Below are 22,115 nucleotides of genomic sequence, written 5' to 3'. Positions count from 1 at the left end.
GCCGGATATGGAGACTGACCCGAGATGAAATACAGCAAGCTGGACGCCAAGGACTACATTCGGGAAAACATGAAAGGCATCTGGGCCGCCGCCCTCAATCCTTTCAACGATGACTTCTCTCTCAACGAAGCAGGTTTGCGCAGCAACATCCGCCATTGGATCGATGATCTGGGCATCGAAGGCCTGTTCATCGCCGGTAAGCAGGGCGAGTTCTTTTCCATGTCCCTCGCCGAGCGCAAGCGCAATTTCGAGATCGCCGTCGAGGAAACGGCGGGCAAGGCCGGAACCATCATGTCGTGCTCGGATCAAAACATGGATACGGTGATAGAACTGGCAAAACACGCCCAGGATGTCGGCGCCGATTCTATTGTCGTGCATGCTCCGGTCCTGCACTTCGTCAACGACCGGGACGAAACTCTCTACGAGTACTACCGTTACATCTGCGATCAGGTCGATATCGGCATCGCCATGTGGAGTCATCCCGACAGCGGTTACCTGATGTCGCCGGAACTCTGCGCGCGCATTGCCGGACTGCCCAACATCGTCGCCATCAAATACAGCGTACCGCGGGAAATGTATGCCGAACTGACGCGTCTGGCCGGGGACAGGATTCTGGTCAGCACGGCCTCGGAAGACGAATGGTTCGATAACATCGTCGAACTGGGCTGGCGGCTTTATCTCTGCTCCTCGCCACCCTATCTGCTTCAGACCAGGAACGACCAGCGCATGCGCGAATACACCGAACTGGCGATGCGTGGCGAAATCGAAAAAGCGCGCGAGGTCCGTGACAGCCTGGAGCCGGTGCGCAAAGCCCTGAAGGGCACCCGTCCCGGCGGCAAGCCGCAGGCGCACCAAAAGTACTGGCAGGAGCTCCTGGGTCAGGCAGGCGGACCTGTGCGCCGCCCCATGCTGCAACTGACCGAGGAGGAGAAAGCGGTCACGAAGACGGCATTCGAGAGCTGCGGACTGAAACTCTAAAGGGTTTCGACTCACGTCGGTTCGGCCGGGGCTCACTCTCCCTTCCGACCTCCCAACGGCAGTATCATGGGGGAGACCGGGAGACGGAGTGGACCGGAGTCGTCAAAGCATAAAAGGCCCTAGAGCGCGCTTCAAATTCCAAAATAGTTTCAAACGAAACTATCAGACCTTCAGCCTTCGCGCTGATGCCGCTCGTGGAAGATGAAACCCAGCACATTCATCAGGAACTGCGCCGCCAGAAAGGCTGTAGAACCGCTGTGATCGTAGTCGGGCGCGACCTCGACGAAGTCGATGCCGACGAAATCCCCGCGTTTCGCCAGTCCCTGAAAGATCTCCAGAACTTCGTAGTAGAGGAATCCGCCGTGGCTCGGCGTGCCGGTGCCCGGCGCGATCGAGGGATCGAAACCGTCAACGTCGACGGTCGCATAGTAGCGCACTCCTTCAGGAATGCGGGCCAGCACACCCTCGGTGCCCAATCTGCGGACGTCGCGCACCGAGAGAATGTCTGAGCCTGCGTTGCGTGCAGCCTCGTAATCTTCCCGGTTCGATGAAGAGACGTTGCGGATCCCCATCTGGGTAAAGCCGGTTACGTGACTCATTTCAGAAGCGCGGCGCAAGGGATTGCCGTGGCCGTAGCGCACGCCATGACGCTCATCGACAAAATCCAGATGCGCGTCGATATGGATAATGTGCACGGGCGGTTGATCGTCGAAGGCGCGGATGCAGGGAATATGCACCGAATGATCACCACCGAGCACCACCGGCAGCGCACCTGACTTTAGGATTGCGCGAACACCTGTCTCGATATTGTCGTGGCTGCTGTTGGTATCGGTATGAATAATGTCCGCATCACCGACATCGACCACCCGGACCTTGTCGACCGGCAGATAGGTAACATCGTCCTCAAAATCGTAGGCACCACCGTGGCCGAAGGAAAAGAGGGTCGAAGCCTCCCGGATCGACCGCGGGCCAAAGCGCGCGCCGGCACGGTACTGGGTCCCCATATCGAAAGGCGCACCGAGGATGGCAACGTCGGCATCGATCTTGTCCCATTCCAGGCAGGCAGGCTGCTTACCGAAGGTACAGTGACCGACAAAGGGCAGGTTAAGGCGCCCCTTTTCATAACCGTGTTCTGACATCAATCTGCCTCCTGATCCTGATAGCGTACGATCATAGCTCAAATTTTACATCGAAAAATACAGAACATATAATGTTTACATCTGATAATCCGATGTAATGAACCATGCCGCGCCTCCAGGACCTCGACCTGAAACTGTTGCGGGTTTTCCGCACCGTAGCCGAATGTGAAGGCTTCGTCGGCGCACAGGCCGTCTTGAACATCAGCCAATCAACGATCAGCGGGCACATCAAGACATTGGAGGAACGCCTGGGCTTCAGTCTTTGCCGAAGGGGGCGGGCCGGATTCTATCTGACAGACGAAGGACAGGCACTCTTCGAGAGGTCACTGACGCTCTTCACCGAACTTGAATCTTTCGACGTCGATATACAGCAACTCCGCGGCCGCCTCGCGGGAACCTTGCGCGTCGGCCTCGTCGACAACACCATCACCAACGACGACTTCCCTCTGCACCTTGCCATCGAAGGATTTTGTGCCAAGGCGCCTGATGTAAAGCTGGAGTTGGAGATCGAAGGGCCGCAGGCCCTGCAAACACGTTTGCTGAAGCGCGAAATCCAGGTGCTGTTGGCGCCCTTCTCTAACCGGCTGGAGAGTCTGAACTACCAGAAACTGCGTGAAGAAACGCACCGGCTTTACTGTGGCGCCAGCCATCCCTTTTTCGAACAGTCCGACGAAACCCTGCATCCGGCGGACATCGCAACAGCCCTCTTTGCCGCGCGGAAGTACCTGACAGGCCAGGATATTGCCGCTGTCGGGGCTAAGCGGGCGGCGGCCTTTGTTTCGAACATGGAGGCACAAGCCATCCTCATCCGTAGCGGACGCTTCATCGGCTTTCTACCCGAGCACTACGTGCAGGCCTGGGGCAAGAACGATCCTTTTCGGGAGATCGTGCATCCCGGTTCCCCGATGACCTCGACATTCTTCATTGTGACCCGCAAGAACGATCCTCAACCGGCGATCTTGAGAGCCTTCATCAAGGAATTGCAGGCGACTTTATGTTGATGGCTGTCGGGCCAACCGGAAAAAATGATCGATGCGCCACTCCGGTATCGGGACCCCCTTGCCGGAATAGGCATAACCAAGGCGGTCGAACCGGAGTGAACGGCCGGAAACCATATCTTGAAGGCGCAGCTTGAGAGCCTGCTTCACGGTGAGATCAGGTTCACCGTACACCAGTGAGACATGGGGCGTAAATTCCGGCCGCGAGTAAATCGACTCCAAAGTCTTGGATTGGTTAAACAGAGACGTCAGAGCGGGTTGGCCGCCCAAACTGAGGAAAAACGCCCGAAAGACCTCAGGCAGAAATCCGATCTCATCAACCTGCGCAGTGATAGCGGAATGGTCATCCGCTATGCGCTGGATGCCAGCCTCTGTAGAATCGTCAATTCCAGACAATCCTCCCAGGATCGTGACATGCGGGTCAAAGGCTTCGGTGCCCAACTCAGCCGACAGCTCCACAATGACACTGCGCAGCCAGGCTTCGTCTTCCTTGCAGGGCAGCAGCCACAGGGTGTAGCTGCCGGCACCGGCCTTCGCTTGCAACACGCCGCGCTCCCAGATCAATTCAACGGGTTCGAGCCGGTTTCCAAAGAGACCAGCTCGTGTTTTCTCTAACACCGAAACCGTTACAGATGAAACTGCTTTAGCGCGAAGGCGTTACGCAGGCGGGCTGATTTTTTCCCGCCAGTGCCGCATAACACGGCCGGCCATTTGGAGTCCGGCGTGCTCTGGCCTTAGCCGGTCGTACTTCAGGGGTAGGCGTTCATTTGCTGCGGGGGGAAGCATAGCCTCCGACTTTACTTGTCTTCAAGCCGGCACCCACCAGGGCTTCGATCATGCGAACAGCGGCGACCACGCCATCGATCACGGGAACACCGGTTTCCCTGGTCAACCAGTTGGTCAGATCCGCCATGCCGGCGCAGCCTAGCAGGATCGCCTCGCTGCCATCCTCTTCTACGGCCCGCAGCACCTCAGCACGCACCAGCTCCCGGGCATTCCCATTGGCATCTTCCAGCGCCAATACAGGGATATCTGCAGCCCGCACCTTCCGGCAACGCCGATCCATCCCATACAGTAAGGCAAGGTCCTCGATAATCGGCACCGAACGCGGCAAGGTCGTCACCACAGAAAAGCCGGTCGAGATCATGGAGGCCGCATGCATCCCCGCTTCACAGATCCCGAGAACCGGACCACTGGCGACCTCGCGGCAGGCCCCGAGCCCGGTATCATCGAAACAGGCGATCACAAATCCGTCGTAGCCTTGGGCCTCGCCTTTACGGATTTCACCGAGCAAACCGCTCAGACACATCGCCTCGTCATAGTAACCTTCAATACTGACAGGCGCTTCCGCCGGGTTGACCACTTTGATCTCCGTCCCCGCCGACGCGAAGTCCGCCGCGCATTCGCCGATTTTTTTTGTCATCGACGCGGTTGAGTTCGGGTTGACCACAAGAATACGCATTATAAAGCCTGATACCAATGTGATGGTCCCGAATTGCACCGCATCCTGCGCGGTAAAATTTGGAGACTGAACCACGTGAGATTCAAATATGCAGCGCTCCGAGGCTGAAACTCAGCTCCACAACGCCAGTTACAATTCGCCACCCAGATAAAGGCGCTTAACCCGATCATCCTGCAGCAACTCCTTTGATGCTCCCTCGAGTGCGACCGCGCCTGTGGCCAGGGCGTAAGCCCGGTGGGAAATCCTGAGAGCCATGCGCGAATTCTGCTCGACCAGCAGAACACTCACCTTTTCATCCCGGTTGATGGCGACGATCGAGCGGGCAATGTCCTGCACCAGTTTCGGAGCAATCCCCAGCGACGGCTCGTCGAGCAGCAGCAGTTTCGGCTTGGCCATAAGGGCACGGCCGATCACCAGCATCTGCTGCTCCCCGCCACTCATAGTCCCGGCCGCCTGAGAGTAGCGCTCCTTAAGACGCGGGAAGCGGCCGAGCACCATCTCCAGTGTCGCATTCACCCCGTTCTTGTCGGTCCGCGCAAAAGCACCGATCAGCAGGTTGTCCTTGACCGACATGTAGGGAAAGACGCGCCGGCCCTCGGGCACCATGGCGATCCCAGCGCGCACGATGTCATTCGGCGCCATGGTATCGAGACGATGTCCCTCGTAACGGATCTCGCCGCTGTCGGGCCGGGTCAATCCGGTGATCGCCCGCAACATCGTGGTCTTGCCCGCTCCATTGGCTCCGATCAGCGCAACCGTTTCCCCCTCGCCGACCGAGAGCGAAACACCTGTGACCGCACGGACATGGTCGTAATTGACGTGTATCTCTGTGGCTTCAAGCTGCATGACCTATAATCCTATCTCTTCGTCTTCGCGGCCGAGATAGGCCTCGATCACCTGTTCGTTGTCCTGGATTTCCGTGGGCGTTCCCTCGGCGATCTTCTGGCCGAAGTTCAGCACCACGATCCGGTCTGAGATTTTCATGACCGCTGGCATGTCGTGTTCGACCAGCAGCACCGTCAAACCACGGTCGCGAATACCGTAGACCTGTTTGACGGCCTGTTGAGTCTCCTCGTGGTTCATGCCCGCGAAGGGTTCGTCGAACAACAACAGCTTGGGCTGGGCGGCAAGCCCGATCGCCATGCCGAGCGCGCGCAGATAGCCGTGCGGCAGATTGCGGGCAATCTCGTTCCCAACGTGCCCGATCCCAAGGTAGTTGAGGATTTCTTCAGCACTCTCCCGGAACTGCGCTTCATCTTCCTTGGCAGTGCGGCTGGCCCAGTAGAACCCGGCTAGCGACGCCCGGCTGCGCAGATGATGGGCGATGACCACATTGTCGAGGGCCGTCATCTCCTTGAAGATCGTGGTCTCCTGAAAGGTCCGCACAACTCCCTTTCGGGCAACGATGTGCGGCGCCTTGGAGACGATGTTCTCGCCCTCATAAATCACTTCGCCCGAGGTGGCCCGCAAAAATGAACTGATCAATTTGAACAACGTGCTCTTGCCCGCACCGTTTGGGCCGATGATGCTGAGAATTTCGCCCGCCTCAACGTTGAAGCTGACTTCGTTCACCGCGGCAAGGCCACCGAAGCGCTTGGTGAGTTGTCTGACTTCAAGAATTGACATGATGTCAGCCCTTCGCTTTCGCATCGGAATCCGCGACATTGGCATCTTTGGCACTGGCGGCTGATCTTGCCGCTTTATCCCGGCGTCCCTCACCGAGACTGAGCAAACCGTTGGGCAACCACAGCATCAAGGCGATCATCAGAACCGAATAGACCAGCGGCTGATACTCGTTCAGACCTTGCAGACCCTCGAAACTCAGGAAGAGGACAAAAGTACCGACGATCGGCCCAAAGACGTAGCCCAGCCCACCAAGAAAACAGTAGAGCATGAAATAGACCGAATCCTGGACCTGGAAGGTGTTGGGATAAACGCTCTGCTGCACGGCAACGAAGAACGCACCGCCGATGCCCGCAAGGAACGATGAGATGGCAAAGGCGATCACGCGGAGCATGGCGATGTTCACACCGATGGAGGATGCCAGATCCTCGTTCTGCTGCAGGGACCGGAACAGCCAGCCGATCCGGCTGTTCACCAGCCGGTACATGGCGGCGTAAGTCGCGATCAAAAGAACAGCCGCCAGATAGTAGAATGCGAGGTGCGAATCGATGGTCGAGAAATCCGGAATCAGGGTGAACCCGAAAATCTCCAAAGCACCCGGCAAAGGAATGTTGATGATCCCCTTGGCGCCACCGGTCAACGAAGAAAGCGACTGCGCCGAGAGTCGGGCCGTCTCGGTCAGGCTGAGGGTGATCATGGCAAAGTAAACTCCGCGCAGGCGCAGGATGGGATAGCCGATCAGCACGCCGATAATGGCCGAGAACACACCGGCGAGCGGCATGGCAATCCAGAAAGACATCTCTGCCTTCATGATCAGGATGGCACAGGCATATCCGCCGATCAGGGCGAAGGCACCCTGTCCGATATTGATCCGGCCGATGTAGAAGGTCAGCCAGACACCGGCAGCGGCGATGCTCAGGGCCATCGCCGTGGTCAGCACGCCCATGTAGTAGAGTTTGCCGGAAAAGATCAGCGGCAGGATCACCAGCACGACGACCAGGGCGATACCCAGGACGGCGAGTTTCGAAGTCGTTGTTTTCATCATGCCATCAACCCCAGGGCTTACCCATCAGGCCATGCGGTCTGATGGCCAGAAAGATGATCAATCCGATGAAAATGAAGAGGTAAGTTTCGCCGCCCGGAAGCATCTGGTAGCCGATGCTCTCGATCATGCCCAATATGAGCCCGCCGACGATCGCACCCGATACCACGCCTGCGCCGCCGATCATGACCATAATAAAAGCCTTGATGGAGATCCAGGTGCCGAGACCGGAATTCACGCCGGAAATCGCAACCAGCATGGCACCGGCCATGCCGGCCAACATTGCCCCCATGGCGAAACCGATCATGGAATAGGTGCCGACGTCGACACCTTGCAACTGGGCCGCTTCGCGATCCTGCGCCAGAGCCCTGAGCGCACGGCCGGGCTTGGTGTACTGCATGAAGAGAATAAAGCCGCCGATCAGGATCGCCGAGAGGACGATGACGAGCAGGCGCCCCATGGGCAGATACGCGTCGCCGATCTTGATCACGCCGGATACGACCGAGGGAACACCACGGTGTTTTTCCCCGAAGACAATCAGGATGAGGCTCTCCAGCAGCAGAGCCGTGCCTGCAGCCAGCAGCATAGAGCTCTCCTCCCTGCTACTTCGTCGCAATACCGGCCTGAACAGAAATTTCTCGAACAGGACACCCACAATACCCAGTGTCAGAGCGGTCGCGACCAAGGCAAGCCAGAAAGGCAAACCAAGGACACCGTAGACGTAATAGGTGACAAATGCGCCCAGAACATACATCTGGCCATGCGCAAAGTTGAGGACGTTCATCAGGGCAAAAATCAGGGTGAGCCCCAAGGCAATCAGCGCGTACTGAACGCCGGAGTAGATGCCGTTTACGATGACTTGTTCGGTCATTACCGAAGCCTCGCGGTATCGCGGCAAAGACGGCTGCCTGCGGCCTCTCCGCCTGTAGAGATGTTCTGTGGGAAACAAAGGTACAAAGCAAAACCCTCTGCGCTCCGACCTCGCTACTCTACGCGGTCGGTTGACTTAAAATACAATGAAGAAAAAGTTGGGAAGACTGGCGGAACCAGGGAGAACCGTCAGCCTTCCCTAGAGTCTGGTCGTTTTTCTTTGGATCAAAGATAAACGTATCAGCCTCTCTTTTTTCAGGTTGGAGTGCGATGCACGCTCTTGACTGATTTGATCAAGAGCGATCGCGCTCTACGCAGGTTGACGTTCAACCGTCGACTGCACCCACAAACATGGTCTCGAAGTTGCCGCCCTTATAGACGTTCACGACCATCGGCACTGAAATCTGCCGCTTTTGACCGAAGAAGGACGAGCCGACGTACTGCAGTGTGCTGTCACCCTTCACGTAGGGGTTTTTCATCGAGAAAGTGGCCATCGCAGCCTTGAACTTCTCGACGTCATTGATCGAGTCCGGATTGGCCTGCATGGTCCGAAGGATAATCTCCAGCGCGTAGACCTTCGTTCCCGCCTCATCATTCCATTCACCGACGTGCTCTTTGTAGGCGTCGATAAACTTGTTCATCTCATCGGTGCGGATACTTTCCGTGCTGGCGCCACCAACTGAGATAAAGCCTTCCGCCGCATCGCCGGCAACTTCAGCCAGGATCGTAGCGTCCTGCGCCGTTTCCGTGCTCATCAAGCCGGTGTAACCCAGTTCGCGTGCGGACTTCAGCATTAAAGGAGCATCGGAAGGGGCAACGCCGGACAGCACGATCAGATCCGGGCTCAAACCGACCAGACGTGACATGACAGGGAAAAAGTCGGTGGTTCCGGCTTCGTAGGTATCGCTGTCGGCAACGACTTCGAGGCCTAACTTCTTCGCGGCCTCGACACCTTCTGTGCGCTGATTAATCGAATCGGATTCATTACGAGCCACAAAAGCGACTTTCTTGACGCCGTTGTTGTCCATCAGGTGTTTGTAGATCACCGGTCCGGCCTGGTAGGACGCGATCATGCCGAGCACAGAGTTTCCGCGCGGCGGTGTATAGAGATCCTTGGAGAAGGCGTAGGGAAAGTGCACTGCGCCGGCTTTTTCGACCACAGGTACGATCGCCGCCGCCGTGGTGTCGATGTTCGGGCCGATGATGTATTTGACCTTTTCTTCGTAAACCAGCCGTTCGGCACCAGTCACGGCAACCTTAGGATCGTTGCGATCGTCGATTGACACGATCTTGATGTCGTAAGTCTCGCCACCGATATCGATGCCGCCAGCCGCATTGATCATGTTGGCCGTGGTTTCAGCGCAATAGCGATTGACCAGACCCCAGGATGCAGCGGGGCCGCTCATCACGCCCAGCACGCCGATTTTCAGTTCCTTGTTCGCAGCCATCGCGGAAAAGCCACTGCCTGCGGTGAGAGCAAGCGCGGATACCGCCGCGATTGCAGTCATTTTTAGCGCTGCGCGCCGAATAATCATAACTTCCTCCCAGAATGTGGAATAACCCATCGTGGACATCTTTTTGTGTGTCTTCACGAATAAAGTGAACATCTTTCCTATAATATTGTCAACAATCTTAATTTATTTGATGAACAAATAACAACCACGTATAATGAATTCCTGCGCTGATACGCGGCTTGGAAAGGGATTTTAAAATCTGATTTGAAGCACATTGTTAACAATCTTCGCTTGACCTTAAGGGGTCATCCCGTAAGAAGATCGTTCACGACAAAGCCGGCAAAATTCCGCCAGAACCTAATCGGTCAGGGAAAGAATGACAGCAGCACGCAAATCCGGAACAGCAGATCGAGACGACGCAAAGTCTGCGTCGGTAGAAGACCTGCGCCCGAATGGTGACGCAAAAGCTTCAGAAGCAGAAATCATCGAGCGGATCTACGCTGCGGTGATGGAGCAGCGCCTGCCGCCCGGCACCAAGCTGTCCGAAGCCACCTTAAGCGAAACCTTCGGCGCCAGCCGTATGCGTATCCGGCGCGTGCTGCTGGTCCTCGCCAGCCGGGAGATCGTGCAACTGCATTCCAACCGCGGCGCCTACATCTCCAAACCCAGTGCGTCGGAAGCCCGCAGCATTTTCGAAGCGCGCCGCACCATCGAGCCGGTGATCATCCGCAATGCGGTCGAGCGCGTGACCCCTGCCGAACTTGCGACGCTTGAAAAACACATGGCCGAGGAACACAAGGCCCACCACCAGCGCAACCGCCGAGACGCAATCCGCCTGTCCGGCGAATTTCATGTAAAGCTTGCCGCCCTCGGCGACAATCCGGTGCTGGAACGCTACGTCAAGGAACTGGTGATGCGAACCTCGCTGATCATCGGGCTGTTCGGCGCTCCGGGTATTCCCAACTGCTCCGATCACGAACACAGCGAGCTGCTGGATGCCATCCGCGCCGGAGACGGCAATGCGGCGGCAGAGATGATGATGCGCCACCTCAGCCACATCGAAGAAGAACTGGAATTAACCGGCAGCCATTCAGGCAAGGTAAATATCAAGGATATCTTCGGGAGCTGAGCAGGCTTATTCTCGTTCGGATTGTCGATGCCATCGACTTCGGATAGAGTCGCGGCACGATGACAACAAAAATCGAAAAAAGCAGGCGAATGGAGCTTCGGTGGGAAGTCGGAAACAGACAGCTTCCCGAAATACCGCTTAAGAGGCCTCACGGGTCCTACTGCATGGCGCATGCCTGTTTCAACTGCCGCAAGAGCTTTAAGCAGGCCTATTCAGAGGCTGAAGCCACCTGCCCGCAATGTGCACGAAAACTCCACGATATGGGCCGGTCGTTCAAGGCACCGAAGGCCAACGACGCAGAGCAGTGGGAAAAAGTCAAACCACTCTGGCTGGCTGGTTTCCGGTTTTTCAGTTACCGGTCTTATCCCGCTCAGAACCTCTCCCGGAGCGGTTGAGGGAAGTTGACACCTTCATTAAACGCAACCCTAATCACCCCCTTCGGGTCGATAAAGTTTAGGCTCTGACAACAGAGGAAGCCTCCGGTGAAGCTCGACAAGATTGCGGAACAGCAGATTAAACAGGCGCAGTTGAGAGGCGAGTTGGACAACCTCGAAGGTGAAGGAGAACCGCTTCCGCCGCGCACCGACACGGGAGATTCCCTCGAATCGATCGGCTTCAAAATCATGGCCGGCGCGGGTGCGATCCCGGAAGAGATCAAACTGCGCAAAGCAGTCGAGGCGCAATTCAATATCCTGCAGAGCCTGACCGACCCGCAGGAGCGTAAGGCTGCCATGGCGAAACTGGCCGATCTGCAGATGCGCTTGGCGATTCAGGAAGAAGCCAGACGCAGCTTTAACAGACAGTGAGGAGTGGTGCTCCTACAGGAGTAACGCTTATGGCGCAGCGTCGGCGAATTCGCTCAATTGTTCGATATAACCGTTTTTGTCGTTTTCCGGCAGCCAACTGCCCTCAAAAGCATTGATCGAAAGCTGCAGGATTTGCACCTTTGACAGCTTGGCCGCCTTTTGTGTGGCGAGCAGATTTTCCGCCATGTACCCGGGGAAATAAGCGGGGTCGTCCGAATTGACCGTCACCCGCATGCCTTCCTCCAGCATCTGCTTCACCTGCCCTGCTTTCAGGCCGTCGGTCACGTAGCTGTTGGAAATAGGACAGACGGTCAACGCAAGACCGCGGCGTTTTATCTCCGCGCAAAGCGCATCATCCTCCAGAGCATTGACTCCGTGATCGATACGGTCGACCCCGATGTCGTTCAGCGTCTGCCAGATGTGCTGCACGGAGTTGTCCTGATCGACGTCGCAATGCATCGTCAGGCGGTAACCTTCGGATCTCGCTCTGGCAAAGACCTCCTTGAACTTGAGCGGCGGATTGCCCTTTTCGTCGGAATCCAGGCCAACGCCCACGATCCAGTCCCGGTACGGCAACGACTGCTCAAGCGTCTCCATCGCGGATTCCGCACTCATGTCGCGCAGAAAACACATGATCAACTGAGAGCGGATGGCAAGTTCCTGCTCCGCCTCCAACTGCGCCCTGCGGATGCCCTTGATAGCGGTATCGAACGCGATGCCCCGGCTGGTGTGCGCCTGCGGATCGAAAAACATTTCCGCGTAGAGGATGTTCTGGGAGCGCGCCTTTTCGAGATAGGCGTAGGTCAGATCGAAAAAGTCCTGCTCGGTCAGCAGGACGCTCATCCCCTCATAATAGACCTTCAAAAACGACGGCAGATCGTCGAAGGCGTAAGCAGCACGCATCTCTTCCACAGACGTGTAAGGCAGCGCGATCCCGTTGCGTTCGGCGAGCGCGAACTTCAATTCCGGCTCCAGCGTGCCCTCGACATGAACATGCAGTTCAGCCTTCGGCAGATCTTCGATGAAGGTCTTGAGTTCACTCATTTCTCGATCCACTCGTTCCTGCCAGGGCTTACAAGAAACACGATTATGACTCAAAGCGAATAGGAAATCGCCCGCGCTGTTTCGATGGCTAAGGGAACGATTTTTTCCCTGGTGGACTCCAGATCCCAGAGTGGCATGTACACGGGGATCTGAAGGGCGGCGACAGCGCGGCCTTCACTGTTGAAGACCGGTGCCGCGGTGCTGACCTCGTGAAGGATGATCTGGCTGACGCCGATGTCGTAGCCGTTGCTACGGGCCGTCTCCAGGCGCTTCTGCACGGCCTTCGAATCGGTCACGGTGTGATCGGTGAAGGAGCGGTAATTGGAGGTCTGCAGAATCAACTCCCGCTCCTCGGTGGGGCGATTGGCCAGGATGACGATGCCGCCCGCGGCACAGAAGGCCGGGACACGGCGGCCGGGAATCGTCGCCTCAAAACGCGCCCGTTCGTGCGGGATCCGGATGGTGTAGACAAGGTCGCTGCCGGAGAGTTCACACAGGTTGACCGTGGTTCCGAACTTCTTACTGGCCTCAATCATCCGCGGCATGGCGATCTCGGCGATCCGGTTGCTCAGGACGTAGGAATAGTAAAAATCCGCGAGGCCGATGGCCGGGCTGTAACGCCGCGTGCGTGGATTTTTCGCCAGATATCCGAGCTCGACCAGCGTATTGGTGAAGCGTTGCGCGGCGCTTTTATCCAGTTCAGCAAGTTTCGCAATCTCAGTGAGGCTTAGGTCCCGCAAACCCAAATCCCGCTGGGCGGTGCGAAAGACACCCAGCACCCGAAATCCCTTCTCCAGAGAAGAGACGAAAAGAGTGTCCGAGCGCGTAGGCCCGTTTTTAGCCGATGGGTCTTTGGTCATATGTCCTTGGTCATAGCCGGGGGACGCTTGACGCCTTTCTGCAGGGCGGATACGCTATCAATTAATAATACGTTGTATTGAATAATAATACTTCTAATGCGCTTGGCCAAGAAAATACGAAGTGCGCCGGGGAGGTGCCAAGCGAAACGGGGCAAACAACAGCCCTGATCCCGGCAAGATGTTCTAACGGGTGGTCACGGTCTTTCGGAGCGAAAACCAAACCGAAGCGTGAGCCACCTTTGTTCGGAGAACCGAAGAACAGGGAGTAATGGGTCCGTGAAAACGAAATTGCATAGGCTGGCGACAGTCGCCGTGACGGCCGGATTGGCCGTCGGGTTAACCTGGGGCGCGCCGGTGGAAGCCGGTAAGGCCGACGACACACTCAACTGGTCGACCAACCGCGAAATCGCCGTTGTCGATCCCTACTACAACAACACCCGCGAACTGGTCATCATGGGGCACATGGGCTGGGACGGTTTGGTGCTGCGCGACCTGGACAGCGGCGAAATCAAGCCGTTGCTGGCCACGAGCTGGGCCTGGGCCGGCGATACAGCCATCGAGCTCGAGCTGCGCGACGATGTGGTCTTTCACGACGGCAGCGCCTTTGACGCAGATGACGTGGTCTATACGCTCAATCACGTGTCCAACAAGGACAACGGCGTCCTGACCTTCCGGAACGTGAGCTGGATCAAGAACGCAGAAAAACTTGCCTCTCACAAAGTGCGGATCAATCTGCACAAACCCTTCCCACCGGCCTTCGCCTATCTGTCGAACGCCGTTTTCATCCTGCCGTCGGGACACTACGACAACGCGCCGATCCTGGCAGAGGGCAAGCCCGACTACGGTGCGGTCAAACCGGTCGGCACCGGCCCCTACAAGGTGACCGACGTCAAGGCCGGCGAATACGTGCTGATGGAGAAGAACGAAAACTACTTCTCCGGCAGCACCAAGGGTAAACCGCAAATCGGCAAGATGCGTTTTCGCACTCTGACCGAAATGAACACGCAGATTGCTGAGCTGATGACCGGCGGGCTGGACTGGATCTGGGACGTGCCCAAAGATCAGGCCGAACGCATGGAGAGCGCGCCGACCGTCACGATCGAAAACGCCAAAACCTTCCGGGTTTCCTACATGGCCTTCGATGTCGACGGGGATTCGGGAACGGACGTCTTCACCAACAAGAAGGTGCGCCAGGCTGTTTCGCACGCGATCAACCGTGAATCCATCGCCAAGAACCTGGTCGGCCCGGCGTCGGAAGTGATCCACTCCGCCTGCCATCCGGACCAGTTCGGCTGCGATCAGAACGTCACCAAATATGACTACGATCCGGCGAAAGCCAAGTCACTGCTGGCGGAAGCGGGCTATCCGGACGGCTTCGAGTTCGATATCTACGCCTACCGGCAGCGCGAATTCACCGAAGCGGTGATCGGTGATCTGGCCAAGGTTGGCGTGAAAGCCAATCTTCACTTCATGCAGTATCGGGCGTTGCGCGACATCGTGCGTAGAGGCGAGACCCCGATCAACCACATGACCTGGGGTTCCTATTCGATTCCCGACGTCTCGGCGATCGTCAGCCACTTCTTCACCCACGGTCCGGAAGATCCCGCAAAGGATCCGAAGACCAAAGAACTTCTGGATGTCGCCGACAACTCGGTCGAACCGGATACCCGGAAGCTCTATTACACCCAGGCGTTCGAGCGCATCGCCAGCGAGGCTTACTGGCTGCCGATGTTCACCTATGCCAAGTACTATGCCTTTTCGAAGGATCTGAACTTCAAGGCAACGTCGGATGAGATCCCGCGGTTCTACACCGCCACCTGGAACTGATTCGCCGCAACTGACGATCCGGCCCGACAGGGAGTTGGGCCGGATCATTCGTTATCCCCGAGCGTGCGGCCAAAGATACGTCGCCGCGGTCACGACGTGATTACGAACAGTGAAAGACCATGATCCATTTTGCGTTGAAACGGCTGGGCGTTGCAGTTCTGGTGGCCCTGACCGTATCGATCCTGTCCTTTTCGATGGTCTACCTCTCCGGCGATCCTGCTCTGGCCCTGGCCGGCGAAGGCGCGAGCGAGCAGGACATCGAGAATGTGCGCCGAGTCTACGGCTTTGAACGGCCGATCGTTGTTCAATACGGTGACTGGCTGGTCCGCGCCCTGCAAGGTAACCTCGGTCACTCGAACTATCTGAAAGCCGACGTGGCCAGTGTCGTGTTTGAGCGTCTGCCGACCACGATGCTGCTGGGCGCCTGCGCCCTCGCCTTCGCACTGATCCTCTCGATTCCTTTGGGCGTGGTTGCTGCGATCCGGCCCAACTCGATGATCGACCGCTTTGCCCTGACGGTCGCCATGATCGGCCAGGCCATGCCGAGCTTCTGGTTTGCCCTGACGCTGATGCTCTGGTTCGGCCTCAACTGGCGTCTGCTACCCATATCCGGCACGGCCAGTTGGCAGCACTTCGTCATGCCTTCGATCGCGCTTGGATACTATGTGACGCCGGCTGTCATGCGTCTGACTCGCGCCGGTATGCTGGAGGTGCTTTCCTCCGATTACATTCGCACAGCCCGCGCCAAGGGCCTGCGCCCCATGACGGTGCTGTTCAAGCACGCCCTTCGCAACGCCATCATCCCGGTGGTCTCCCTCTCCGCAGTGCAATTTGGTTTCATGCTCGGCGGTTCGATCGTGATCGAGACCATCTTCGCCATCAACGGCCTCGGGTTCCTCGTTTGGGAATCGATCCTGCGCGCGGACGTGCCCATGATGCAGGCGATCGTGCTGGTCTTGAGCATCATCTACATCCTGCTGACTTTCCTGGCCGATCTGCTGAACGGCTTCCTCGATCCACGCATTAGGGTGTCGTGACATGACGGACGTTACGAAATCCTCCGGCGCATCTCAGGGCGGCTCGATCTTGAGCAGCGGCCTCGACGATATCCTCGAGCCCTCACCGGGGTCGCTAATGCGCAAGCGCATCTTCGGTCACACGGGTCTGGTGATCGGTGGCGGCGTGCTGCTGATCATCTTGCTTATGGCCATACTCGCACCGGTGATTTCACCCGGCGATCCCTACGACCAGGATCTTTCGCGCAAACTCATCCCGCCGGTCTGGCACGAGTCGGCCAAGGTCACCTGGGATCACCCACTGGGGACAGATCTGCTGGGCCGGGACTATATGACCCGTATATTCTATGGCGCCCGCATTTCTCTGCTGATTGGCTTCGCCGCCATGATGATCTCCGGTCTGATCGGCACCACGCTCGGTGTTCTGGCGGGCTACTTCGGCGGCAAGGTGGATATGGTGGTGAACTTCATCATCACCACGCGCCTTTCCCTGCCGGTGGTTCTGGTCGCGCTGGCGGTGGTCAGCCTGATCGGCTCTTCGCTCACCGTGGTGATCTGGGTCCTGGGGCTGTTGATCTGGGATCGTTTCGCCGTGGTCATGCGCAGTGCGACGCAGCAGGTGCGCGGCCTGGACTTCGTGGCGGCAGCGCAATCCCTCGGCTGTTCGACCCGGCACATCATCCTGTCGGAAATCATGCCGAATGTGGCCAACCACCTGATCGTGATCGCCACTATCGAAATGGCGCACGCGATCCTGCTGGAAGCCGCCCTCTCCTTCCTGGGTTTGGGCGTGCAGCCGCCGGATCCGAGCTGGGGCCTGATGATCGCAGAAGCCAAGGGCATGCTGTTCTTCGATGCCTGGTTGATCACCATCCCGGGCGTGGCGCTCTTTGCGCTGGTGCTCTCCATCAACCTTCTCGGCGACGGCATGCGCGACGTGACCGCCCCTGAGAACCGGAACTGAGGAGAGCTGAAATGACGGAAAGAATCCTCGAAGTCGAGAACCTGACGATCGACATCCCGGTCCCTTCGGGCATCCTGCACGCAGTGCAGGATATCTCCATCCATGTCGATCGCGGTGAGACTCTCTGCATTGTCGGTGAGTCAGGCTGCGGTAAATCGCTGACCTCGCTGGCTATCATGGATCTGCTGCCGAAAAAGGCGATCCGGCAGGCCGCGCGTCTGGAACTGGCCGATGAGAGTATCTTCGGCATCAGCGAACGCCGCATGTCGGATATTCGCGGCAACCGGATGAGCATGATCTTCCAGGAACCCATGACCTCGCTCAATCCGGCCTATACCATCGGCGATCAATTGACGGAGGCGCTGCGCCGCCATCGGAAGGTGTCGCGCGGTGAGGCCAAAGACCGGGCGGTCTTTCTGTTGGAGAAGGTTGGGATCACAGCCGCGGCCAGCCGTCTGGGTCAGTACCCGCACCAGCTTTCCGGCGGTCTGCGCCAGCGGGTGATGATCGCCATGGCGCTGATGTGCGGCCCCGATCTGATTATCGCCGACGAACCGACCACGGCGCTCGATGTGACCATCCAGGCGCAGATCCTGCACCTGCTCGCCGAGCTGCAGCGCGAGTTCAACATGGGCCTGATCCTGATCACCCACGACCTGGGTGTGGTGGCGCGGATCGCGGACCGGATCGCAGTCATGTACGCCGGGCAGATCGTCGAGACCGGCAGCGCGGCGCAAATCTTCACCGAACCGCTGCATCCCTACACCCGCGGCTTGCTTGACTGCATTCCCATTCCGGGCAAGACCCAGCGTGGCGCCCATCTTGGTGCCATTCCGGGCATCGTGCCGTCCCTGGTCGGTCAGATGCCGGGGTGTCATTTCGCCAGCCGCTGCCCGCTGGTGGACGATCACTGCCTTGCCGGCGCCGTTCCGCTCTTCGACCATAGGGACACGAACCGCTCCATCCGCTGCCTCCGAGCCGACAACGAAGATACGCAAAAAATCTCGCAGGAGGGCGTGGCATGAGCGATGTCGTTCTCGAAGCCCGCGATATCACGCGCACTTTCATGATCTCCTCCGGCTTCATGCGCGGCAAGCGGCCGTTGCATGCGGTTAACGGCGTGAACCTGAAACTGCAGCGCGGCGAGGTCTTGGCACTGGTGGGAGAATCCGGTTGCGGCAAGACCACGCTGGCCAAGATGCTGCTGGGCCTTTTGCCGCCGACCAACGGCACACTCGAATTGGACGGCCAGCCCCTGGGATCGCTCAGTCATCTGGAGATCGCACGCATCGTTCAGCCGATCTTTCAGGATCCTTACTCTTCGCTCAATCCGCGCAAGTCGATTGGCAGCATCATCACCCTGCCGCTGCAGGTTCAGGGCGACAAGGACCCTTCAACCTGGCGCCAGCGCGCTGAAGAGATCATGGAACTGGTCGGTCTGCCCCGCCGGGTCTACAACAACTTTCCCAGCCAGCTTTCCGGTGGTCAACGTCAGCGCGTAGCCATCGCCCGGGCGCTGATCAACCGGCCGCGGGTTGTCATCTGCGACGAACCCACCTCGGCCTTGGATGTCTCGGTCCAGTCACAGATCCTCAATCTGTTGCAGGACCTGCGCCAGGAACTGGGGCTGACCTACCTGATGATCAGTCACAACCTGGCGGTCGTCGAACACATGGCAACACGCATCGCGGTCATGTACCTGGGCCGGATCGTAGAAGAGGGTGACGCTGAGACAGTCTTCAACAACCCGCAACACCCCTACACCGAAGCCCTTCTGGGATCTGTGCTGACCCCCGACCCCAGTCTCGGGGTTCCCGATACCCATCTCGGCGCCGCCTACCCGAATCCATTGGATATGCCGACCGGCTGCAGCTTTCACCCCCGCTGCGCGAAGATGATGCCGCAGTGTAAGCAGCAGGCCCCACGTCCGATCCCAACCGAGAGCGGACATGTCGAATGTAACTTGTATGAGGATGATCAAGGAAAGATGAGGATGACGTCATGACCGCTGCCAACGGACGTGAAGCCGCGATTGCACGGGTTTTGGGCTATCTCGACGACGGCAGCTTCGAAACGGAGCTGCAGCGGCGCGTCGCGATCCGCACGGAGAGCCAGAAACGCGAGTCTCTGCCGGAGCTGCATCGCTACGTGGACGCGGAAATGACCCCCACCTTCGAGGCCATGGGCTTCTCTTGCCGTAAGTATGAGAACCCAATCGAGGGACTCGGTCCTGTCCTGCTCGCCACGCGCTTCGAAAACGAAGGACTCCCCACCGTGCTGGGCTACGGCCACGGCGACGTCATCCGCGGTCTGGAACAGCAGTGGACCAAAGGAAGGGGGCCCTGGGAGATCGCCCATGACGGCGATAAGCTTTACGGCCGCGGCACCGCCGACAACAAGGCGCAGCACACCATCAACATCGCCGCCATCCGCGCCGTCCTCGAAGAGCGCGGTAAGCTCGGCTTCAACGCCAAATTCATGATCGAGATGGGCGAGGAAGCCGGGTCCGTCGGACTTCGCGAGCTTATGGAAGCAAATCTGGACGACTTCAGAGCCGATGTCTTCATTGCCTCCGACGGGCCGCGCGCCCGCGCCGACCGGCCGACGCTCACCCTGGGCGCCCGTGGCGCGGAGAACTTCGACCTGGAGATCGACCTGCGCGAGGGCGCCCATCATTCGGGCAACTGGGGCGGACTGATTGCCGACCCTTCGACCATCCTGGCCCATGCCCTGGCGTCGATCGTCGGTCCGAAGGGCGAAATCCGCATCCCGGAATGGATGCCGCCACCGACCCCGCCCGCAGTCAAGGAAGCCCTGAAGGACGTGACCATCGATGCGGGTCCGGACGCTCCGGAGATCGACCCCGACTGGGGTCAGCCCGGTTTGACCTCGGCAGAGCGGGTTTACAGCTCCAATTCCTTCGCCGTACTCGCCATGACTTCGGGCAATCCGGCAAATCCGGTAAATGCCATACCGCCGCGCGCCCGCGCCCATTGCCAGCTGCGGTATTTTGCCGGCACGGACACCAGCCAAATTCTTCCGGCCTTGCGACGGCATCTCGACGCTCATGGCTTCGATCAGGTGAAGGTCAACGGGCCGCCCGAAGCCAACTCCGGTGGTTTCGGGGCGTCGCGGACCGAACCAGACCACCCCTGGGTGCTTTGGACCCGCCAGTCCATGGAACGCTCGATGGGTGAAGCTCCGGCCGTCATTCCCAGCATGGGCGGATCGATCTGCAATGACCTATTTACCGACCTGCTGGGTCTGCCCGCCATCTGGATTCCCCACTCCTACGGCGCCTGCTCGCAGCATGCGCCCAACGAACACATCCTGATGTCGATCACCCGAACCGCTTTGCCCGTTATGGCCGGACTCTATTGGGATCTCGGTGAAGGCGGCACACCCAAAGCAGCGTGAATCGCACTAAAACGCGCTTTTTCTTCTCCATGGATAAGAATGACAAAACATGACTGAAGCCTGTGACCTCTCTGCCGTCGAAGCGCGGCAAATGATCGGCAACAAGCAGCTTTCGCCCGTCGAGCTGCTTGACAGCTGCCTCAATCGCATCGAGCGGACCAACAGCGCCATCAATGCACTGGTTGCCATGGACGCCGATACTGCCAAGGCCGAAGCCAAAGCCGCAGAAGACGCAGTTATGACCGGCGAGGATCTGGGCCTGCTGCACGGTCTGCCAATCGGCATCAAGGATCTGGATGTCACCGCCGGACTGCGGACCACCTGGGGATCGCTGATCTACGAAAATCATGTCCCGGACGTAGACGGTGATATGGTTGCCAACGTCCGGGCGGCGGGTGCCAACATTCTCGCCAAGACAAATACGCCGGAGTTCGGTGCGGGCGCCAACACCACCAACAAAGTCTACGGGCCGACCGGCAATCCTTTCGATACGGTCAAGACCTGCGCCGGTTCGTCCGGCGGCTCAGCCTCTGCACTGGCCGCCGGCATGCTGCCGCTGGCCACCGGTTCCGACTATGGCGGCAGCCTGCGTACGCCAGCGGCTTTCTGCGGCGTCACCGGCTACCGCCCCTCACCCGGTTTGGTGCCAGCCACCGGGCGCCCGGTTTCACTCAATCCCTTTGCGGTGCTCGGCCCCATGGGCAGGACGGTGTCCGATACCTACCTTCTGCTGCTGGCGCAACTCGACAGCGACAAACGCGACCCCTTCTCCAGCGACGATGGCCTGCGTCTGCCTGAAAGCCTGTCTGGTGTCGACCTCGGATCGGTCCGGGCTGCCTTCTCCGCCGATCTGGGCTGTGCACCGGTCGACAACGGCATTCGCGCCACCTTCGCCGCCCGGACCAAGGCATTCGGCGGTGTCTTTGCCGAAGCCGAGGCGCGCGATCCTGATCTGACCGACGTGCACGAATGCTTTGAGATTCTGCGCGGCGTGAACTTCGTGGGCGCGCACCGCGAGCGCTTGGAGAATCAACGCGATCTTCTCGGCCCCAACGTGATCGACAACACCGAACGCGGCATGGCCTATTCCCTGCCGGACGTGGCCTGGGCGCACAACGTACAGACCAAAATCTATTACGAGTTCGATCGCTTTTTCGAAGACGCCGACGTGCTGATCTGCCCGGCTGCATCGGTCTCGCCGTTCCCCCACTCTCAGCTCTTCGTGGAGGAGATCAACGGGGAAGCCATGCCGACCTACATGCGTTGGCTGGCGATCACCTACGGCCTGACCATGGCCCTGCCGGCCGCCTGCGTTCTACCTTGCGGCCTCGACGAGCACGGCATGCCTTTCGGCATTCAGGTGGTCGGCCCCAACGGTTCCGACGAGTTGGTCCTTCAGGTTGCCTACAGCCTGGAGCAGGTCCTGGACCAAAACGCCGAGACCCGGCGTCCGGTTCCCGATCTCACAAAATTCTAAAAGGTAGGC

22 protein-coding genes are annotated in these 22,115 nt (G+C 58.6%); 12 read left to right on the top strand and 10 right to left on the bottom strand.

Going from position 1 to position 22,115, the window contains the following annotated elements; genetic code table 11:
- Positions 1-24: 24 nt before the first annotated feature.
- A complete protein-coding gene (locus QMZ18_RS05960) occupies positions 25-978 on the top strand; it encodes a dihydrodipicolinate synthase family protein (protein WP_282605306.1) in 954 nt (317 codons plus the stop codon).
- 170 nt (positions 979-1,148) lie between these two features.
- Here QMZ18_RS05960 and speB read toward each other — a convergent pair whose 3' ends face one another.
- Positions 1,149-2,117 (bottom strand): agmatinase, encoded by a 969-nt coding sequence (gene speB / locus QMZ18_RS05955; RefSeq protein ID WP_282605305.1) that lies wholly within the window; start codon positions 2,115-2,117, stop codon positions 1,149-1,151.
- A 104-nt stretch (positions 2,118-2,221) separates the two neighbouring features.
- Here speB and QMZ18_RS05950 point away from each other — a divergent pair, with 104 nt between their 5' ends.
- Positions 2,222-3,118 (top strand): LysR family transcriptional regulator, encoded by an 897-nt coding sequence (locus QMZ18_RS05950; protein WP_282605304.1) that lies wholly within the window; start codon positions 2,222-2,224, stop codon positions 3,116-3,118.
- Here QMZ18_RS05950 and QMZ18_RS05945 read toward each other — a convergent pair.
- From QMZ18_RS05945 to QMZ18_RS05915, 7 genes are all read right to left on the bottom strand, one after another.
- The gene (locus tag QMZ18_RS05945; protein ID WP_282605303.1) at positions 3,110-3,661 is read right to left on the bottom strand and encodes a 2'-5' RNA ligase family protein; all 552 of its coding nucleotides are present in this window, start codon (positions 3,659-3,661) and stop codon (positions 3,110-3,112) included. The genes QMZ18_RS05950 and QMZ18_RS05945 overlap by 9 nt on opposite strands.
- 217 nt (positions 3,662-3,878) lie before the next feature.
- Positions 3,879-4,652 carry an aspartate/glutamate racemase family protein gene (locus tag QMZ18_RS05940; protein WP_322097140.1) on the bottom strand — a complete coding sequence of 258 codons (774 nt, stop codon included), beginning with the start codon at positions 4,650-4,652 and terminating at the stop codon, positions 3,879-3,881.
- Between the two features lie 54 nt (positions 4,653-4,706).
- Complete coding sequence (locus QMZ18_RS05935; protein WP_282605302.1) at positions 4,707-5,423, bottom strand: ABC transporter ATP-binding protein; 717 nt, start codon at positions 5,421-5,423, stop codon at positions 4,707-4,709.
- A gap of 3 nt (positions 5,424-5,426) precedes the next feature.
- Positions 5,427-6,203 carry an ABC transporter ATP-binding protein gene (locus tag QMZ18_RS05930; RefSeq protein ID WP_322097139.1) on the bottom strand — a complete coding sequence of 259 codons (777 nt, stop codon included), beginning with the start codon at positions 6,201-6,203 and terminating at the stop codon, positions 5,427-5,429.
- 4 nt (positions 6,204-6,207) lie between these two features.
- Positions 6,208-7,245 (bottom strand): branched-chain amino acid ABC transporter permease, encoded by a 1,038-nt coding sequence (locus QMZ18_RS05925; RefSeq protein WP_282605301.1) that lies wholly within the window; start codon positions 7,243-7,245, stop codon positions 6,208-6,210.
- Positions 7,246-7,249: 4 nt separating this feature from the next.
- Entirely contained in the window at positions 7,250-8,113 is an 864-nt protein-coding gene (locus QMZ18_RS05920; RefSeq protein WP_282605300.1) for a branched-chain amino acid ABC transporter permease, read from the bottom strand.
- 325 nt (positions 8,114-8,438) lie between these two features.
- Positions 8,439-9,647 carry an ABC transporter substrate-binding protein gene (locus QMZ18_RS05915; protein WP_282605299.1) on the bottom strand — a complete coding sequence of 403 codons (1,209 nt, stop codon included), beginning with the start codon at positions 9,645-9,647 and terminating at the stop codon, positions 8,439-8,441.
- A gap of 295 nt (positions 9,648-9,942) precedes the next feature.
- Between QMZ18_RS05915 and QMZ18_RS05910 the strand changes: the two genes are divergently transcribed.
- The 3 genes from QMZ18_RS05910 to QMZ18_RS05900 all read left to right on the top strand — a co-directional run bounded on the left by QMZ18_RS05910 (position 9,943) and on the right by QMZ18_RS05900 (position 11,501).
- Positions 9,943-10,695, top strand: coding sequence for a GntR family transcriptional regulator (locus QMZ18_RS05910; RefSeq protein ID WP_282605298.1), 753 nt, complete (start codon positions 9,943-9,945; stop codon positions 10,693-10,695).
- 59 nt (positions 10,696-10,754) lie between these two features.
- Complete coding sequence (locus tag QMZ18_RS05905; RefSeq protein WP_282605297.1) at positions 10,755-11,090, top strand: hypothetical protein; 336 nt, start codon at positions 10,755-10,757, stop codon at positions 11,088-11,090.
- A gap of 87 nt (positions 11,091-11,177) precedes the next feature.
- Positions 11,178-11,501 carry a DUF1992 domain-containing protein gene (locus QMZ18_RS05900; RefSeq protein ID WP_282605296.1) on the top strand — a complete coding sequence of 108 codons (324 nt, stop codon included), beginning with the start codon at positions 11,178-11,180 and terminating at the stop codon, positions 11,499-11,501.
- A gap of 27 nt (positions 11,502-11,528) precedes the next feature.
- On the opposite strand, the gene QMZ18_RS05895 is transcribed toward QMZ18_RS05900, so the two are convergent.
- On the bottom strand, positions 11,529-12,545 hold the full coding sequence (locus QMZ18_RS05895) for an adenosine deaminase (protein ID WP_282605295.1): 1,017 nt from the start codon (positions 12,543-12,545) through the stop codon (positions 11,529-11,531).
- 50 nt (positions 12,546-12,595) lie between these two features.
- Entirely contained in the window at positions 12,596-13,405 is an 810-nt protein-coding gene (locus tag QMZ18_RS05890) for an IclR family transcriptional regulator (RefSeq protein WP_282605294.1), read from the bottom strand.
- 276 nt (positions 13,406-13,681) lie between these two features.
- Between QMZ18_RS05890 and QMZ18_RS05885 the strand changes: the two genes are divergently transcribed.
- From QMZ18_RS05885 to QMZ18_RS05855, 7 genes are all read left to right on the top strand, one after another.
- Positions 13,682-15,232 carry an ABC transporter substrate-binding protein gene (locus QMZ18_RS05885; RefSeq protein WP_282605293.1) on the top strand — a complete coding sequence of 517 codons (1,551 nt, stop codon included), beginning with the start codon at positions 13,682-13,684 and terminating at the stop codon, positions 15,230-15,232.
- 119 nt (positions 15,233-15,351) lie between these two features.
- On the top strand, positions 15,352-16,269 hold the full coding sequence (locus QMZ18_RS05880) for an ABC transporter permease (protein WP_282605292.1): 918 nt from the start codon (positions 15,352-15,354) through the stop codon (positions 16,267-16,269).
- A 1-nt stretch (position 16,270) separates the two neighbouring features.
- Complete coding sequence (locus tag QMZ18_RS05875; RefSeq protein WP_282605291.1) at positions 16,271-17,212, top strand: ABC transporter permease; 942 nt, start codon at positions 16,271-16,273, stop codon at positions 17,210-17,212.
- A gap of 11 nt (positions 17,213-17,223) precedes the next feature.
- Entirely contained in the window at positions 17,224-18,237 is a 1,014-nt protein-coding gene (locus QMZ18_RS05870; protein ID WP_282605290.1) for an ABC transporter ATP-binding protein, read from the top strand.
- On the top strand, positions 18,234-19,217 hold the full coding sequence (locus QMZ18_RS05865) for an ABC transporter ATP-binding protein (RefSeq protein WP_282605289.1): 984 nt from the start codon (positions 18,234-18,236) through the stop codon (positions 19,215-19,217). The genes QMZ18_RS05870 and QMZ18_RS05865 overlap by 4 nt, the downstream gene beginning before the upstream one ends.
- Positions 19,214-20,629 carry a M20 family metallopeptidase gene (locus QMZ18_RS05860; protein ID WP_282605288.1) on the top strand — a complete coding sequence of 472 codons (1,416 nt, stop codon included), beginning with the start codon at positions 19,214-19,216 and terminating at the stop codon, positions 20,627-20,629. The genes QMZ18_RS05865 and QMZ18_RS05860 overlap by 4 nt, the downstream gene beginning before the upstream one ends.
- A 49-nt stretch (positions 20,630-20,678) precedes the next feature.
- Positions 20,679-22,106 carry an amidase gene (locus tag QMZ18_RS05855; RefSeq protein WP_282605287.1) on the top strand — a complete coding sequence of 476 codons (1,428 nt, stop codon included), beginning with the start codon at positions 20,679-20,681 and terminating at the stop codon, positions 22,104-22,106.
- Positions 22,107-22,115 lie beyond the last annotated feature (9 nt).

The sequence above is a fragment of the Pelagibius sp. Alg239-R121 genome (assembly GCF_947331435.1).
Taxonomy (GTDB): domain Bacteria; phylum Pseudomonadota; class Alphaproteobacteria; order Kiloniellales; family Kiloniellaceae; genus Denitrobaculum.
The sequence above is the reverse complement of the archived record's forward strand: the minus strand, read 5'-3'. Positions and strand labels throughout refer to the sequence as shown.

Coding starts and splice junctions, on each gene's coding strand:
- QMZ18_RS05960 (WP_282605306.1), top strand. CDS start 25: ATGAAATACAGCAAGCTGGACGCCAAGGACTACATTCGGGAAAACATG.
- speB (WP_282605305.1), bottom strand. CDS start 2,117: ATGTCAGAACACGGTTATGAAAAGGGGCGCCTTAACCTGCCCTTTGTC.
- QMZ18_RS05950 (WP_282605304.1), top strand. CDS start 2,222: ATGCCGCGCCTCCAGGACCTCGACCTGAAACTGTTGCGGGTTTTCCGC.
- QMZ18_RS05935 (WP_282605302.1), bottom strand. CDS start 5,423: ATGCAGCTTGAAGCCACAGAGATACACGTCAATTACGACCATGTCCGT.
- QMZ18_RS05930 (WP_322097139.1), bottom strand. CDS start 6,203: ATGTCAATTCTTGAAGTCAGACAACTCACCAAGCGCTTCGGTGGCCTT.
- QMZ18_RS05925 (WP_282605301.1), bottom strand. CDS start 7,245: ATGATGAAAACAACGACTTCGAAACTCGCCGTCCTGGGTATCGCCCTG.
- QMZ18_RS05920 (WP_282605300.1), bottom strand. CDS start 8,113: ATGACCGAACAAGTCATCGTAAACGGCATCTACTCCGGCGTTCAGTAC.
- QMZ18_RS05915 (WP_282605299.1), bottom strand. CDS start 9,647: ATGATTATTCGGCGCGCAGCGCTAAAAATGACTGCAATCGCGGCGGTA.
- QMZ18_RS05910 (WP_282605298.1), top strand. CDS start 9,943: ATGACAGCAGCACGCAAATCCGGAACAGCAGATCGAGACGACGCAAAG.
- QMZ18_RS05905 (WP_282605297.1), top strand. CDS start 10,755: ATGACAACAAAAATCGAAAAAAGCAGGCGAATGGAGCTTCGGTGGGAA.
- QMZ18_RS05895 (WP_282605295.1), bottom strand. CDS start 12,545: ATGAGTGAACTCAAGACCTTCATCGAAGATCTGCCGAAGGCTGAACTG.
- QMZ18_RS05890 (WP_282605294.1), bottom strand. CDS start 13,405: ATGACCAAAGACCCATCGGCTAAAAACGGGCCTACGCGCTCGGACACT.
- QMZ18_RS05880 (WP_282605292.1), top strand. CDS start 15,352: ATGATCCATTTTGCGTTGAAACGGCTGGGCGTTGCAGTTCTGGTGGCC.
- QMZ18_RS05875 (WP_282605291.1), top strand. CDS start 16,271: ATGACGGACGTTACGAAATCCTCCGGCGCATCTCAGGGCGGCTCGATC.
- QMZ18_RS05870 (WP_282605290.1), top strand. CDS start 17,224: ATGACGGAAAGAATCCTCGAAGTCGAGAACCTGACGATCGACATCCCG.
- QMZ18_RS05865 (WP_282605289.1), top strand. CDS start 18,234: ATGAGCGATGTCGTTCTCGAAGCCCGCGATATCACGCGCACTTTCATG.
- QMZ18_RS05860 (WP_282605288.1), top strand. CDS start 19,214: ATGACCGCTGCCAACGGACGTGAAGCCGCGATTGCACGGGTTTTGGGC.
- QMZ18_RS05855 (WP_282605287.1), top strand. CDS start 20,679: ATGACTGAAGCCTGTGACCTCTCTGCCGTCGAAGCGCGGCAAATGATC.